The organism is Vibrio sp. TBV020, assembly GCF_046056895.1.
Taxonomy (GTDB): Bacteria; Pseudomonadota; Gammaproteobacteria; order Enterobacterales; family Vibrionaceae; genus Vibrio.
Map to the genome: position 1 here is coordinate 683,243 of NZ_JBEEAQ010000001.1, position 14,729 is coordinate 697,971.

The window sequence follows — 14,729 nt, forward strand, 5'->3', positions numbered from 1 at the left end:
TCTTGTTATGCGAGTAGGGCTTTTCTGCTAGGAAAGTTACTCGACGTGTCAAAAGCTAAATCGCTCTCTCATCCGTCTTCTATTGAATCAAAACCGACATTCAACAAGTTCGATATGGTACTAACCATTCTTTTGGTGTTAGCTGGATATTGGTTGTATGAACGCTCAATTACAGGCGTTAACTATAGTTGGCGCTGGCAAGATGCTTTTACTTTGATCTTCACGCCTCGTTCCGACGGCTCTCTTCCTTATTTCTTTCAAGGATTGATTTCAACGGTCCGTATTAGTGTATGGGGTATGTTGCTCGCTCTCAGCTTAGGTACGATACTTGGCATCGCAAGGCAATCGACCATTACCCTGCTTCGCCTGCCTGCCAATGCTTTTGTCCAGTTGATTAGAAATATCCCACCGCTGGTGTTTGTATTTATCTTCTATTTCTTTATCTCAAACCAACTGATTCCGTTGCTAGGGCTGGACACATTGCTTCGTGAGCACAATGGCGACGTCAATGCGCTTCAAAGCATTCTTTTTGGCCCAGCGAATCTGTGGGAAAACCTACTCTCAGGCATACTGTGTGTTGGTTTGCTATCTTCTGCTTATGTAGCCGAAGTGGTACGTTCAGGTTTGAGTAGTATCCCTAACGGACAGTGGGAAGCGGCAGACTCACTAGGTTTATCAACTTGGGTGAAATATCGTTATGTGATTGCACCTCAAGTACTTGCAGCCATTACCCCTGCACTTGCAGGACAAGCGATATCCTTGGTCAAAGACACTTCAATTGTATCTCTGATTTCAATTCAAGAAATGACCTTTGTTGGAACAGAAATAGCCAACTCTTCTGGTTTGATTTTTGAAATTTGGCTTATTGTTGGGCTAATTTACTTGGTGCTATGTCTTGCCCTATCGCTGATGTTTAGAGCAATAGAGAAGCGTAGCTTAAAGCATTTAGGTCGTTAGTTGTTATGCGTTATTCAGGTTGAATAGACGGTAGAGTAACGCTCCCATCACCACACAGATAACGTTGATACTCATATCCAACAGCGAGAATTCTCGTAATGGATTGAATGCCTGCAGAAGCTCATCAGTCGTCACCATCAAAACAAGTAACAACACCCACGGAGATATTGGTATTGAAGACTGGGCGTAATAAGCTTTTGGCGTTGCCCATGCTGCGACAAACCCTAGCACCGTAGCGATAACGGTATGCAGCACCCACGCCCCACCAACTGACACTTCTATGCTTCTCACCGCGTCGCCGTATATATCCCATGACTTGGCCATTGAGGCGGTTCCACCTAACAGGATAAGAGTGAATAACAACAATAGTCGTTTATTAAGCAGTTGAAGCGCCACTAGCAGTATGACCTAAGTGTAATGATAAGCGCCTAATAGACTACTTTATGCACAAAAGAGATGAAAGAGGTTTTCTTGTTCTTTTAAAAGCACTTAGCAGCTATGACACCATTTCCAATGATTACGTAAAGCCACGCGTCATCAGTCTTGTTTACAACAGATAATGATCAATAAGAAGTGCGACAAACAACAACATCAAGTGGTAAATCGAGAAGACAAACGTCTTGATTGCTCGTGTAGGATCAGGAGCAAACTTCAACTTCCAGGCATGCCACATAAATATTGAACACAAGATTGTCGCAGCGGTTAAGTAAAAGACTCCAGCCATCTCGACTAATACGGGTAGCAGGCAAATTAAATACAAAAGAATGGTGTAGAGCAAAATAGATGTTTTGGTGTATTCAACACCATGGGTCACTGGCAGCATCGGTATATCCGCTTTGGCGTAATCATCTTTTCTGTGGATTGCTAGGGCCCAAAAATGAGGCGGGGTCCAAATAAAGATGATCATGACCAACAGCCACGCGTTCGCATGTAACTCACCCGTTACCGCCGTCCAACCAAGCAATGGTGGCATAGCTCCAGCGATCCCAGCAATCACAATATTCTGTGGCGTCGCTCGCTTTAAGTAGAGAGTGTAGACAACCGCATAACCCAATAGGCTTGCAAAGGTTAACCACGCTGTTAACCCATTCACGCCCAAGTAAAGTACCGCAAATCCTACAATTCCAATAGCCAAAGCAAAGCCGAATACGCGACTTGATTTAATCTCACCCGAAGGTAATGGGCGCTGATAAGTACGTGCCATAATCGCATCAATTCGTTGGTCAATCAGATGATTAAATGCAGCTGCTGATCCAGCCATCAACCCAATTCCCAATAAGCCTAACAAAGTACTTTGAAGTGGAAGTGCGCCAGGAACCGCTAAACACATTCCTACCAAAGCCGTCAGCAGCATCAACGCCACTACCTTGGGTTTAGTCAGTGACAAATAGCTTCGCCACAAGGCTTTTTGGGGAATAGAAGTAACACTTATTGATTTGCTCATGAGTACTCTCCCTGTTGTGTGGCTGTTTGTTCTGAGTAAATGCTAGAAAAAAACCAAATATAGTAGTTCGCTCGGAGTAGTGACAATAGCAGCAATGCGGCCCCTAAGTTATGAGCGACCGCGATAGCCAGCGGCAAACTAAACATCACATTGCCGATACCAAGCGCTATTTGAAGCATGAGTAACGCAAGTACGACTTGCCCGTTACGTTGTAAAAGCTTGATGCGTGAGCGAAGCAATTGGAACACAAATGCCAACGTAAAAATTGCCACAATAAGTGCACCGATTCGATGCGTCACGTGGATAGTCATCCGAGCTCCGTAATCCAAAGTGCCAAACTCATAACTCTCTTTCTCTGGCTGGATTAAATCGAAAGCATGTTTGAAATCGAGGTGAGACACCCAATCTCCCTGACATATGGGCAGTGTGGTACACATCAGTGCTGCGTAATTAGAGGATGTCCATCCCCCTAATGCAATCTGGGCGACGACAATACTAAGCGTCAAACCAGCAAGCAGCTTCAACTGACCGACATATTCCATAGCTGAATCGAGATTTATTTGTTTAGATTGGATTGACCAGTAAGCGAGCGCTAACAAACAAAATAGAGTAAACCCACCAAGCAAGTGCCCCATTACAACGATGGGCATCAGCTTCATTGTCACTGTCCACATACCTAACAAGGCTTGGAACACAATCACAATCGAGAGCAAAACAGAAAGTCGCGTTGAAAGGAGCTTAGAACGAATGCCTAAAAAGGTAATAGCAAACACAAACAGTCCAAGCGTTCCAGCGAAATAGCGATGAATCATCTCGAGCCATGCTTTATCTGCTTCTACTGTTAACGCTGGATATAACGACTGTGCCAATGCAATTTCATGTTGTTCATTCGGTACGGTCAGTTGGCCATAACAACCAGGCCAGTCGGGACAGCCCAATCCAGCATCTGCCAATCTGGTGTAGGCGCCAAGCATCACGACAACAAAGGTGAGAAATAAACTGCAACGAATGAGATTAACTAAGTTCATAGCACCACTCCCAATCCATTAACCTACGCGAGAAAGCTTAAGAAGTTTGCGTAAATCGGCCAGTAAGCCTTTGCTTTGAGGAACTAGCTCAGAGGAAGAGCTCACTTTTGGGTAACGCATCACAAGCTGTCCCAAAGGGTCAACAATGACATACTCAAATTGGCCTACGACTTGTTCAAATTCCTTATTAACAACGATTGTTTGATAACTTCCTTCTGGGATTTCGATAGCGTCACTGTCAGGAGAAACTAAAAGGACCGGTTGAACGCGCTGTTGATACTTTCCAAGTGCGATATGGCTTTGCCCTAAGAGGTGAATTTGCTGCTGACAAAACTCATCACATTCTTTTGGAATCACATACCCTAGCTGCCATTGCTCGCTTTGATATGGATTCGAAAGCCCAAGTATTTCAAACGTCTTGAGTGGCTCTATAAGCTCCCCTTTATTTGTCACACCAGACTCATACCAATCTTGACTGAGCACGGTTTTAGCAATAATGGCCGGTAAGGCAAACATCACAACAAGACTGACGAAAATGATGCGTCCTCGATAGACTGGGTTATTGATCATTTTGCTCTCCTTGCTTGAACATGCGAATTAAAATAAAGCCGCTTAACAGTAATAAGGCTGCAGCCATAGAGAACCATTGCACTGCGTATCCTTGATGTTTCTCTGACTTCATCGACACAGGCTGCCACGGTTGCGGATACGGCCAATTCTCAGATTGAGGTTGAACCACATAACGCGCTAGCTTGAGCTGCCACTGTTGCTCTAACTGTGAAAAATTCAAATTCTGTATTCGGCTTGGCACACCTGACTCTAGGTACAGCTCTTGACTCAACGGGTTCGGCGACTTCCGATACAAACGGCCTTCAACCTTGGTCAGCTGATCTAGCCAATCCACCGTTGGCAGTTCAGCTCTTGTAGGAGGGGCTACAATAAAGCCTCTCTCCAGCAATACATGTTCCCCGCTCTCAGCTTTCACCAATTGCATTGCGATGTAGCCAACCTCTCCCTGGTAATTCTGATTATCGAGCAGCAAGTACTTATCTTTGATTGGCGTTGCGTAAAACTCGACTCTTATTCCTGTAGGTGACACCAATTCCTGAGCGGTTAGCTGAGCTAAATTGATCCTTTGTTGGGATGCTCTCAAACTTACCTTGTGTTCGATTGCTTTTTTCTCTTCAGCTCTCGAAAGCTGCCATAAACCCAAGTTGACCAATATAGAAAAGGCAACCACAGTTAAAAGAACAACAACAAGAAACCCTCGGGTATTGAGCTGAGAAAAAAAGGAAACCCTCATGGTATTCATCTTTAAACTGGTTCTAGTGCTGCTATTACTTTTCATCCTAATTAACCTTGGCCGAGCAATGTTTGAGATGGTCAAAGGTACTGACTCAAACGACGAAGAAGATGGCGAAGACTCCCTTGACGACGATAAACCCATGAGCTTCTATTTAGGCCGCCGCGTATTTCTTTCTGCCCTTGCCGTTGTTCTACTTGTTGCCGCGCTACTTTCTGGATTTATTGAGCCCAATATTCGGCCTTATTAAACGGTCAAACTTTTCGGCTTAACCTAGCATTAAATAACATAAACAAAGACAAACAAGCACAACCACACCACATCAACAAAGTGCCAATACCAACTCCCTGCTTGAAAGGCGAAATGATCTTTTGGCGTAAAGTGATCTTTCGCTACCCTTGCAAGCAGTACTATCAAGAATGTTGTTCCTAAAAGAACGTGCATTCCATGAAACCCAGTCAGAAGAAAGAACGTATTGCCATAGACTCCCGACTGCAAAGTGAGCCCTAGGTCTTGATAAGCATGGGCATACTCGACACCTTGGTAATAAAGGAAAAAGCACGCTAGCACGATCGTAATCTCTAACCATACGATCAACGCCATGCGTTTATTCTGCTCTAAACTGACGTGAGCTAAGTGAAGCGTCACAGAAGAAGTCAGCAGCAAAATGGTATTAATCAGTGGTATCCCTTTCCACGACATAGCGGTAGTCGTATCACCACCAGGAGTTAATGTCAGCGGCCATAACGCTTCGAAGGTTGGCCACAACACTTCATGTGTCATCGCGTTATTACTCGCCCCTCCCAACCAGGGTACGGAAATCATGCGAGCGTAAAACAGAGCACCGAAGAAAGCGCCAAAGAACATAATCTCTGAGAAGATGAACCAACTCATTCCTTGTCGATAGGAGCGTGATAGCTGGGCAGAATTTTTACCACTCATTGATTCAGTAATCACATTGCTAAACCAGCCCGCAAACATATAAAGCAAAAACAAAAAGCCAGCGAGTAAGATCAATTTGCCAAAGACACTACCATCGCCTCCCTCTGCCATATTTTGAACAGTCAATCCGGCGCCTACTGCGATCAGAAAAAGAGAAACTGCTCCAACGATGGGCCAACTGCTTTGTGCGGGTACGTAATAAGGCTGATGTTTAGAACTCATTGTGTTGCTCCTTGCATCACTTCACTTGCAATAGCGAGTGAAGCTTTCGCTATCTCTGACGGGGTTGCCTTATCTGTAATGTCATAGAGGGTGTAAGACAAAGTCAGAGTATGAATAGATTCTGAGATATCAGGTTCGATGTAAAAGATCAGTGGCATTTCTGCGTTGGCTTTTGCTTGTAACGGTTGATGGTTAAAACAAAAACATTCGATCTTATTGAAGTAGGTTGCACCTAATCCGGGGGATACAGAAGGGACGGCTTGCCCAACAATCGCTTTGCTTGAGAGGTTTTTTGCCAAATAAGCCGTTTGAATCACTTGGCCAGGATGAACATCCATAATGGTTTGCTCTGGCGTGAAAGACCAAGGGATTCCTTGATTGTTGTGTGCCATGAACTCGACGCGAATAAGACGTGACGTATCTGGCACCATTCCTTGTGGCTGCAAGACAGATTCACTATTTGTCTTACCATTAATGCCTAAAGCATCACACATGATGTCGTAGAGCGGAACAAGCGCAAACCCAAAACCAAACATTGCAAGCACTGCAACACATAGTCTTGCAGTTAGCTTTTTATGAGATTTCGCTTGTCCATCCATGGCTGCTACCTAGTCCACTTTTGGTGGCGTAGAGAATGTATGATGAGGCGCTGGGCTTGGCACAGTCCACTCTAACCCTTCCGCTCTGTCCCAAGGCTTCGCACTCGCTTTCTCACCACCACGAATACACTTAATCACCAGCCACAAAAAGATCAGTTGTGATAAGCCAAATGCAAAGCCACCAATCGAAACAATTTGGTTTACATCTGCAAACTGGATTGCATAGTCAGGAATACGTCTTGGCATACCCGCAAGCCCAAGGAAATGCATCGGGAAGAACAACACATTGACCGAAATCACTGAGCACCAGAAGTGCCACAAGCTCAGCCTATGGTCATACATATTCCCTGTCCACTTCGGCAACCAATAGTAAGCCGCTGCCATGATGGAGAATACCGCTCCCGATACCAGTACGTAATGGAAGTGGGCGACCACAAAATAGGTATCATGATATTGGAAATCAGCAGGAACTATCGCCAGCATTAACCCTGAAAAACCGCCGATGGTAAACAGGATAATAAAGGCTATAGCAAACAACATTGGGGTTTCAAACGTCATTGCCCCACGCCACATCGTCGCTACCCAGTTAAAGACTTTCACCCCTGTAGGCACCGCTATCAACATGGTGCAATACATAAAGAACAGTTCGGCAAAAACGGGCATACCTGTGGTAAACATATGGTGAGCCCATACTAAGAAGGATAGTAATGCGATACTACAGGTTGCGTATACCATGGAGTGGTAACCAAACAGTTTTTTGCCGCTAAATGCCGGGATAATGGCCGAAACAATACCGAAAGATGGCAAGATCATGATGTACACTTCAGGGTGACCAAAGAACCAGAATATATGTTGGAACATAACCGGATCACCACCACCCGCCGCATCAAAGAATGAGGTCCCGAAGTATTTATCGGTTAACACCATGGTTACAGCTCCGGCAAGCACCGGCATAACGGCTATCAATAGAAATGCTGTAATCAACCAAGTCCAAACAAACATAGGTAACTTGAACCACGTCATACCTGGTGCTCGCATGTTCACTATGGTTACTATAACATTGATTGCGCCCATTATTGAGCTGATACCCATAATATGTACGGAGAACACAAATAAGGCTGTGCTATCAGGCCCGTAGGTCGTCGAAAGTGGTGCATAGAACGTCCAACCGAAATCAGGACCACCGCCTTCCGTAAACAGAGAAGCAAGCAAAATGGCAAAGGCAAAAGGTAAGATCCAAAAGCTCAAGTTGTTCATACGTGGCAGTGCCATATCTGGCGCGCCAATCATCATTGGAATCATCCAGTTGGCAAGACCAGTAAACGCCGGCATCACGGCACCGAACACCATGATCAACCCATGAACTGTTGTCATCTGATTAAAAAACTGAGGTTCAACGAGCTGCAGGCCAGGCTGAAACAGCTCTGCGCGAATGATCATCGCCATCGCTCCACCCGTCAAAAACATAATGAAACTAAACCATAGATAGAGCGTACCTATATCTTTGTGATTCGTAGAGTAGAGCCAACGAGTGATCCCCTTCGGAGGCTCATGGTGATCGTGTTCATCAAGCTCAGCCGCTACTGAACTATTTGCTCGGGTTATATCAGCGTCTGTAGCAGGTGCTGATTTGGTTTTATCTTCAACTACAGAATCAGGTTTGGACGTTTTCATTGTCCCTCCTTAGACGCCTTAAATTGGTTCACATCCGACGCTTGAACCAAATCACCGACACTATTTCCTAAGCCATTTCGTTGATAGGTCACAACGGCTGCAACTTCTTTATCTGTTAACTGATTGGCGAACGCTTGCATCGCAGTTCCAGAGCGGCCATTGACCACAACGTCAATATGCCCTTCAGTACTACCAGTCGCGATACTGCTCCCCGTAATAGCAGGGAAAGCACCGGGAATACCTGCGCCGCTTGCTTGGTGACACACTGCGCATCGATCGACATAGACTTTCTCGCCAATTTCCATCAGTTCATCAAGAGTCAATGAAGCAGTCAGAGAGGCAGCGGCGTCTTGCTTGGCTTGCTCTAGCTCAGCTTTTTTAGCGAGTAACCATTCGTCGTACTTTTCCTCTTCCATTGCATGAACCACAATCGGCATAAAGCCATGGGCTCGGCCACAAAGCTCAGCACATTGGCCTCGATATACGCCCGGTTTATCAATTCGAGTCCAAGCCTCATTAATAAACCCAGGAATAGTGTCTTTCTTAACGGCAAAATCAGGTACCCACCAAGAATGAATAACGTCATCTGCAGTCATAAGAAATCGAACTTTACGATTGATTGGCAGCACAAGTGGGTTATCTACCTCAAGAAGGTAATGCGCGCCTTTTTCCTCGATACCATCAATCTCTTTTTGGCTCGTGGCAAGCAAACTAAAGAATTCGACATCTTCACCAAAGTAGCTGTAGTGCCACTTCCATTGAGAGCCAGTAATTTTGATTGTGAGATCAGATTGGGAAGTATCCTCCATCGCCACCAGCGTTTTGGTCGCGGGGATAGCCATTAGCACTAAGATAATGATAGGAATAACAGTCCATATCACTTCCACTTTAGTACTTTCATGGAAATGAGCAGCAACCGCACCTTTAGATTTGCGATGGTGGTACATCGAATAGAACATCGCACCAAACACAATGATGGCAATAGCGCAGCAAATGTAGAAAATCAGCATGTGAAGGTCATAAACCTTACCACTAATATCTGTAACACCTTGCGTCATGTTGTAGCTGTTTTCTTCTGCGTATAAAGAAGCAGAAAAACTAACCAACGCAATATTACTCAATCGCCACAGTGAAACTGGTGAACTTTTCAAAAGACCTCTCCTATGCCAGAGTCATCAACCGTGATGCTGATACTCTTTCGCGCTCGGAGTGCCTAAATACGCAAGAAAGTACCAATCAGCCTTTGGACTTTTATATTTCCTTTCAAACAGCAAATTTTACGTAATTTGTTATATTTATGTTAATAAAAGCTAGTTGGCCTTTTTAAATTGTGCAAGAAAGTACAACTAGAAATGACAACTCAACTAACCAAGTAAATTTTAGCGATTGCGCTCTCGCAAATGATAATCAATATCAATTAAAATCTAACGACTTTCTGTAATTAACATAGACTTAAGTGAATAGCTGACTTGAGGCATGGAAAAGGTAATAAATCATGATGGAACAAGTGACCTACTGGTTAGAAAAAGATCCCGACCCGCATACAAGAGAAGAGCTCCAGCACCTTATTGATGAAAAAGCGTTCGATGAACTCGAAGACAGATTCAGTCAGCGCTTGGAATTCGGTACCGCTGGCCTAAGAGGAAAAGTCGGTTGTGGACCAAATAGAATGAATCGACTCGTGATTCAAGAAACCGCAACGGGTCTTGGTCATTACCTAATTGAACAAGTACAAGACGCGCAAAAAAGAGGTGTCGTGATTGGTTATGATGGCCGAACCGATTCAAAACAGTTTGCCCATGATACCGCCTCTGTATTGACGTCATTAGGCATCAAAGTGTTCTTAACTCACGCCGTTGCAGCCACGCCTATTGTTGCGTTTGGCGTTAACTACTTCAATGCAGCAGCAGCAGTTGTGGTAACCGCTAGCCACAACCCTCCGGAATATAATGGCTTTAAAGTTTACTGGGAAAATGGCGCGCAAATTATTCCACCCCACGATGCGGGTATTGCATCAGAGATCGACATTGCTGCTAAGAAACCTATCCCTTTGATGGCACTTGATGACGCCGAAAAGCATGACTTATTGGTATGGCTGAAAGATGACTATTACCAAACTTACCGCCAAGCAATGAATGATAACTCGCTGCTCACCAATCACACTCAACCAGAGTCTATTGGTATTGCTTACACAGCTATGCATGGCGTTGGCGCAGACATGGCGGAAACACTCCTTAACGATGCTGGCTTTACCAATGTCTATAGCGTTAGAGAGCAAAGAGAACCTGATGGTACCTTCCCAACCGTAAACTTCCCTAACCCAGAGGAAGCAGGTGCAATGGATATGGTAATGGCACTCGCTAAAGAACACGGAGCAGAGCTAGCCTGTGCGAACGATCCTGATGCTGATCGTTTCGCCGTTGCGGTTCGTAAGCCAGACGGTGAGTATCAAATGTTAACTGGTGACCAAGTCGGTACACTATTTGGTCATTATTTGCTCTCACAATCGGAGGGAAGTAAGTCGCTAGTGGGGAATACGATCGTATCCTCAACGCTGCTGAAAAAGATTGCTGATGCCCATGGTGCTGAGTACTACCAAACTCTGACTGGCTTTAAATGGCTAACAAACATTGCTATGCAAAAGCAAAGCGAGCAGAAAGTTTTCCTATTCGCTTATGAGGAAGCACTTGGCTACACCGTTGGAAGCAAAGTTTGGGATAAGGACGGACTATCAGCGTTAGTCGCGTTCGCTCAACTCACTGCGGAACTGAAAAGCCAAGGAAAATCCATTTGGGATCAACTAGAGGCATTATACCGTCAACATGGCATGTATCTGAATGCTCAAAGAAGTATAGCGCTCGATCCAAAAGCACCACCCGTTGGCGATAAACTTCGTGCGAACCCTCCAACTATGATTGCTGGCAGCAAAGTTGAAGTGACTGAAGATCTAAAATCATCAATCCGACAGTTTGCCGATGGTTCAAGTGAAGAGATCGATTTGCCAAAAAGCGATGTGCTAATCTACCACCTCTCTTGTGGAGCTCAAGTTATTGTTAGACCTTCAGGCACTGAACCAAAATTGAAGTGCTACTACGAAGTGATCCAATCCTTTGCAGAATCCGACAGCTTTGCGGATGTTCAAGACAAGGCATCTGAGTCAATGGGGATGCTTATCTCTGAGCATCAACATAGCTTAATCTAATTCCTAAATATTTATGCCCCTCAGAGCAGGGGCATAATTCAGCGAACTCCTACATATTATCGCTTGCCAAATAAAATGCTTATCAGAAACCACCAACAACCTGATTAATATTTGGTCAATAAATAAGACTTCACACAGTTTTAACCATTTACCGACGCAAAATTCATAAAACTGAACTTAACTGACTAGACATCACTGATAACAATCAGTTTTTCACTTGAGTTAGGAATTATTTATGAACAAATATATCGCAGAGTGTTTCGGTACGTTTTGGTTAGTTCTTGGAGGCTGCGGTAGTGCTGTACTTGCGGCTGCCTTTCCAGATGTCGGTATCGGTTTATTAGGCGTGTCACTTGCATTTGGTTTAACCGTATTAACCATGGCTTACGCGATTGGGCATATTTCGGGTTGCCACCTAAACCCAGCAGTAAGTATTGGCTTATGGGCAGGCGGCCGTTTTGAGGCGAAAGAACTGGCACCCTACATCATTGCTCAAGTCATCGGTGGCGCTATTGCTGGCGGTGTTTTGTATATCATTGCGAGTGGGCAAGCTGGCTTCGACGCTGTCGCTTCGGGTTTTGCATCAAATGGCTACGGCGCTCATTCTCCTGGTCAATATTCATTAACCGCAGCCTTGGTCACCGAAGTCGTGATGACAATGGCGTTCTTGGTCATCATTCTAGGCGCGACAGATAAGCGAGCGCCGCAAGGTTTTGCTCCTATCGCGATCGGCTTAGGGTTAACTCTTATCCACCTAATCAGCATTCCGGTAACGAATACATCTGTAAACCCAGCTCGTAGTACGGGCGTTGCCTTGTATGTAGGTGATTGGGCGATGTCTCAGCTGTGGCTATTTTGGGTCGCTCCAATTGTTGGTGCTGTGCTAGGTGCTGTCATTTATAAGTCAATGGCGGGCTCTGCTGAAGACTAAGTAACCACTGACAATTAGAAACAAAAAATCCCCACTAACACCAGTGGGGATTTTTGTATCATTGGTATATTTGTCTGTTACTTAACGGTCGATTAAATGCAGCTCATGAAGCTTTGCATTGCCGTTATTGGCCAAATTAACGCGAGCAAGTTGCTTATAGATAACGTAATAACGGTTAATATTGGTTACGTACTGTACCGGTTCACGACTAATGTGCTTTCTTGCCACGATCTCAACATTTTTAAACCATTTATTAGGATCATAACCATATTTCGCCGCTAATTTTCGAATTTTACGGATTTTTGCTGGCCCGGCATTGTATGCTGCCAAACTAAAGTAGATTTGGTCATCTGGTGAAATTGACTCATCATCAAAGTAACGTTTATGGATGAAGTTTAAGTACTTCACGCCCGCGTGGATATTATTGTCCACCTTGTGAATGTTCTTTACATTAACGTTTCTGTCTTTCGCAGTACTTGGCAACACTTGCATGACTCCAACAGCACCTCGATGAGAGACTTTTCGCTGATCTAGCCCAGACTCTTGGTATCCTTGCGCAGAGACCATTAAAGGATCAAAACCGTAGATATCAGAATAATGCTCAAAAATATGCGAAAGATTAGCAAGTTGCTTTAACTGGCTATCGTCCAACGAGCGACTCAACCAGCGAGTATTGTCAATGTAGCGGCGATAAATCACATTCCCCAGTAACGTACCGCTTTTTGCTTTACCTACATAGCGATTCACCACTTTCTTAAGGTTTGGGCTCTCCTTTCTTATCGCCCATGCTATCTGGCTGCCTTTTCTAATCGGAAGATCACGGTGCAGCTGAATATTCTCCATCACACCCTGCCACATTTTCGCTTTATGGCTATCTAAAACCGTCGCATTAATAAACCCTTTATTAACCATTTCAATCAACTCATAGTCTTGCAACGTTTCTTCAATAAAGTTGATGTGGATAGGAGGCATTTCTAAACTATCAAGATGCTGATTCACCTTCTGCAGGCTTTCAAAGTAGCTAGAACTACCACGCACCCAGATTTCTTGACCGCTTAGATCTTCAATAGAAGTAAAGGATTGATGCGACTTGTTAGTGATAATCCATTCCTGCGCATCTTTAATCACAGGATCACTAAAGTCGATAATCTGCTTGCGACGCTCGGTGATCGTCAGGTTAGCGACAGCAATATCACCATAACCGACCTTGAGCGATTGGAGTAAATCATCCCTTGGCACCGGAATGACCTGCACATTCACACTTGGATGTTTTTGCTTCACGTTTTTCTCGAAGTGATACAACATCTCAGCGACGATCCCTTTCGGCTTACCCCCTTCAATATAGTAAAAGCCTAAGTCAGCAGAAACGAGAACACGAATAACACCGCGCTTTTTTAGTTCAGAAAAGTCGCCCACATAAGGCTGCGAGCTAAGGGGGGATAGCTCAAGCGCTAAACCGACGCTTGAGAACACACTTAGTATCGCTATTAACGTAAATCGGATCACACCACACTCCATGTTGATGATTTGTTACATTCCGTGATCAGACCATATCCTGTTCTGTGAAACTGTTCAAGTAACAGTATTCTCCTCTCTATAACTTATCGTTCTATAATACCCTTTAGTATTGTTTCTTTTGTTTGATAGCTGTTTTTTGATAAAAAAACGCTAGACCATTGGGCCTAGCGTTTGTCTATTAGCTACTCACGTTCAGCCAGTTACAAAGCTTCCGAAACCACTTCTTCTAGGCGTTCATAAGGAACGTAGCCTGGAATAATTTGATCACCCATAATTACAGCAGGTGTGCCTCTCAGCCCGAGTTGATTAAACATCGTGTAGTTGTTTTCTAGCTGCTTCTTAATCTCTTCCGTCGTTTCTAGATACTCTGTTGTTCCTGTTTTTTGAGCAATTTTCATTAATGAAGCAGCATTATGAGCGCCCGGCTTAGCGACTAATAAGTCATTCACCTGCTCGTACTTTTCTCGGTCGTTTTGCCACACATTTAGTGCATATGCTGCTGAGTTTAACGAGTCACGGCCCTCTTTTAATGGAACATAGAGGTTCACTACCTTTATTTGTGGGTACTCTTCGACCAATTGTTCAAGAACTTGGTCCAGCTTTTTACAATATGGGCAGCTATAGTCCGTAACATTAATTAACGTTAGCTCACCATTTTCAGCCCCCATATAAGAGTGACTAGGGTCGTTAATGTACTTATCGCTGTTTTCCAACAGTTGATCGAACTGCTGTTTCTGCTTGATGTACATCCCTAGACTCTCATGTAACCCATCAATCACCTGTGGATTGCTGTTTAACATCTCAACGATGTCATTGATTTTCTCTTCTTGAGTTTGCGCAAACGCTGAAGCTGTAAGTAGTGAACTAACAACAAGTGCGATAGTAAGTGGTTTAAACATTTAAATTTTT

At 44.3% G+C, this 14,729-nt stretch carries 15 protein-coding genes; 4 read left to right on the forward strand and 11 right to left on the reverse strand.

Going from position 1 to position 14,729, the window contains the following annotated elements:
• The first annotated feature begins 45 nt into the window (after nt 1-45).
• Nucleotides 46-957: an amino acid ABC transporter permease gene (locus AAFX28_RS02835; protein ID WP_408685436.1), complete on the forward strand. Its 912-nt coding sequence runs from the start codon at nt 46-48 to the stop codon at nt 955-957.
• 3 nt (nt 958-960) lie between these two features.
• Here the strand turns inward: AAFX28_RS02835 and AAFX28_RS02840 are convergent, their stop codons facing one another.
• From AAFX28_RS02840 to AAFX28_RS02860, 5 genes are all read right to left on the reverse strand, one after another.
• Nucleotides 961-1,281: a VanZ family protein gene (locus AAFX28_RS02840; protein WP_408685438.1), complete on the reverse strand. Its 321-nt coding sequence runs from the start codon at nt 1,279-1,281 to the stop codon at nt 961-963.
• A gap of 223 nt (nt 1,282-1,504) precedes the next feature.
• Nucleotides 1,505-2,401, reverse strand: a complete 897-nt coding sequence (gene cyoE, locus AAFX28_RS02845; protein WP_408685440.1) for a heme o synthase — start codon at nt 2,399-2,401, stop codon at nt 1,505-1,507.
• Nucleotides 2,398-3,429 carry a COX15/CtaA family protein gene (locus AAFX28_RS02850; RefSeq protein WP_408685442.1) on the reverse strand — a complete coding sequence of 344 codons (1,032 nt, stop codon included), beginning with the start codon at nt 3,427-3,429 and terminating at the stop codon, nt 2,398-2,400. The genes cyoE and AAFX28_RS02850 overlap by 4 nt, the downstream gene beginning before the upstream one ends.
• Nucleotides 3,430-3,447: 18 nt before the next feature.
• On the reverse strand, nt 3,448-3,996 hold the full coding sequence (locus tag AAFX28_RS02855; protein ID WP_408686807.1) for a hypothetical protein: 549 nt from the start codon (nt 3,994-3,996) through the stop codon (nt 3,448-3,450).
• Nucleotides 3,989-4,732 (reverse strand): SURF1 family protein, encoded by a 744-nt coding sequence (locus AAFX28_RS02860; RefSeq protein ID WP_408685444.1) that lies wholly within the window; start codon nt 4,730-4,732, stop codon nt 3,989-3,991. The genes AAFX28_RS02855 and AAFX28_RS02860 overlap by 8 nt, the downstream gene beginning before the upstream one ends.
• On the opposite strand from AAFX28_RS02860, the gene AAFX28_RS02865 reads away from it, so the two are divergent.
• The gene (locus AAFX28_RS02865; RefSeq protein WP_408685446.1) at nt 4,731-4,982 is read left to right on the forward strand and encodes a DUF2909 family protein; all 252 of its coding nucleotides are present in this window, start codon (nt 4,731-4,733) and stop codon (nt 4,980-4,982) included. The genes AAFX28_RS02860 and AAFX28_RS02865 overlap by 2 nt on opposite strands.
• A gap of 29 nt (nt 4,983-5,011) precedes the next feature.
• Here AAFX28_RS02865 and AAFX28_RS02870 read toward each other — a convergent pair whose 3' ends face one another.
• Genes AAFX28_RS02870 through coxB form a run of 4 tightly spaced genes read right to left on the reverse strand, consistent with a single transcriptional unit; the run spans nt 5,012 to nt 9,227 of the window.
• Nucleotides 5,012-5,896 (reverse strand): cytochrome c oxidase subunit 3, encoded by an 885-nt coding sequence (locus AAFX28_RS02870; RefSeq protein ID WP_408685448.1) that lies wholly within the window; start codon nt 5,894-5,896, stop codon nt 5,012-5,014.
• Nucleotides 5,893-6,495 (reverse strand): cytochrome c oxidase assembly protein, encoded by a 603-nt coding sequence (locus AAFX28_RS02875; RefSeq protein ID WP_408685449.1) that lies wholly within the window; start codon nt 6,493-6,495, stop codon nt 5,893-5,895. The genes AAFX28_RS02870 and AAFX28_RS02875 overlap by 4 nt, the downstream gene beginning before the upstream one ends.
• Before the next feature lie 9 nt (nt 6,496-6,504).
• On the reverse strand, nt 6,505-8,169 hold the full coding sequence (gene ctaD, locus AAFX28_RS02880) for a cytochrome c oxidase subunit I (protein ID WP_408685451.1): 1,665 nt from the start codon (nt 8,167-8,169) through the stop codon (nt 6,505-6,507).
• Nucleotides 8,166-9,227 (reverse strand): cytochrome c oxidase subunit II, encoded by a 1,062-nt coding sequence (gene coxB, locus AAFX28_RS02885; protein ID WP_408686808.1) that lies wholly within the window; start codon nt 9,225-9,227, stop codon nt 8,166-8,168. Before coxB ends, ctaD begins: the two co-directional genes overlap by 4 nt.
• A gap of 437 nt (nt 9,228-9,664) precedes the next feature.
• Here coxB and AAFX28_RS02890 point away from each other — a divergent pair, with 437 nt between their 5' ends.
• Both AAFX28_RS02890 and aqpZ read left to right on the forward strand, forming a co-directional pair.
• Nucleotides 9,665-11,371 carry a phospho-sugar mutase gene (locus tag AAFX28_RS02890; protein ID WP_408685453.1) on the forward strand — a complete coding sequence of 569 codons (1,707 nt, stop codon included), beginning with the start codon at nt 9,665-9,667 and terminating at the stop codon, nt 11,369-11,371.
• A 235-nt stretch (nt 11,372-11,606) separates the two neighbouring features.
• Nucleotides 11,607-12,302 (forward strand): aquaporin Z, encoded by a 696-nt coding sequence (gene aqpZ / locus AAFX28_RS02895; RefSeq protein WP_408685455.1) that lies wholly within the window; start codon nt 11,607-11,609, stop codon nt 12,300-12,302.
• An 81-nt stretch (nt 12,303-12,383) separates the two neighbouring features.
• Here aqpZ and AAFX28_RS02900 read toward each other — a convergent pair whose 3' ends face one another.
• Nucleotides 12,384-13,808: a transglycosylase SLT domain-containing protein gene (locus AAFX28_RS02900; protein WP_408685457.1), complete on the reverse strand. Its 1,425-nt coding sequence runs from the start codon at nt 13,806-13,808 to the stop codon at nt 12,384-12,386.
• Between the two features lie 212 nt (nt 13,809-14,020).
• On the reverse strand, nt 14,021-14,719 hold the full coding sequence (locus AAFX28_RS02905) for a DsbA family protein (RefSeq protein WP_408685459.1): 699 nt from the start codon (nt 14,717-14,719) through the stop codon (nt 14,021-14,023).
• Nucleotides 14,720-14,729: the final 10 nt, after the last annotated feature.

What these genes read in the sequence shown, in the direction of transcription:
- AAFX28_RS02840 (WP_408685438.1), bottom strand. Translation starts at nt 1,281, where the DNA reads ATGGCCAAGTCATGGGATATATACGGCGACGCGGTGAGAAGCATAGAA.
- cyoE (WP_408685440.1), bottom strand. Translation starts at nt 2,401, where the DNA reads ATGAGCAAATCAATAAGTGTTACTTCTATTCCCCAAAAAGCCTTGTGG.
- AAFX28_RS02850 (WP_408685442.1), bottom strand. Translation starts at nt 3,429, where the DNA reads ATGAACTTAGTTAATCTCATTCGTTGCAGTTTATTTCTCACCTTTGTT.
- AAFX28_RS02865 (WP_408685446.1), top strand. Translation starts at nt 4,731, where the DNA reads ATGGTATTCATCTTTAAACTGGTTCTAGTGCTGCTATTACTTTTCATC.
- AAFX28_RS02860 (WP_408685444.1), bottom strand. Translation starts at nt 4,732, where the DNA reads ATGAGGGTTTCCTTTTTTTCTCAGCTCAATACCCGAGGGTTTCTTGTT.
- AAFX28_RS02870 (WP_408685448.1), bottom strand. Translation starts at nt 5,896, where the DNA reads ATGAGTTCTAAACATCAGCCTTATTACGTACCCGCACAAAGCAGTTGG.
- AAFX28_RS02875 (WP_408685449.1), bottom strand. Translation starts at nt 6,495, where the DNA reads ATGGATGGACAAGCGAAATCTCATAAAAAGCTAACTGCAAGACTATGT.
- ctaD (WP_408685451.1), bottom strand. Translation starts at nt 8,169, where the DNA reads ATGAAAACGTCCAAACCTGATTCTGTAGTTGAAGATAAAACCAAATCA.
- coxB (WP_408686808.1), bottom strand. Translation starts at nt 9,227, where the DNA reads ATGACGCAAGGTGTTACAGATATTAGTGGTAAGGTTTATGACCTTCAC.
- AAFX28_RS02890 (WP_408685453.1), top strand. Translation starts at nt 9,665, where the DNA reads ATGATGGAACAAGTGACCTACTGGTTAGAAAAAGATCCCGACCCGCAT.
- aqpZ (WP_408685455.1), top strand. Translation starts at nt 11,607, where the DNA reads ATGAACAAATATATCGCAGAGTGTTTCGGTACGTTTTGGTTAGTTCTT.
- AAFX28_RS02905 (WP_408685459.1), bottom strand. Translation starts at nt 14,719, where the DNA reads ATGTTTAAACCACTTACTATCGCACTTGTTGTTAGTTCACTACTTACA.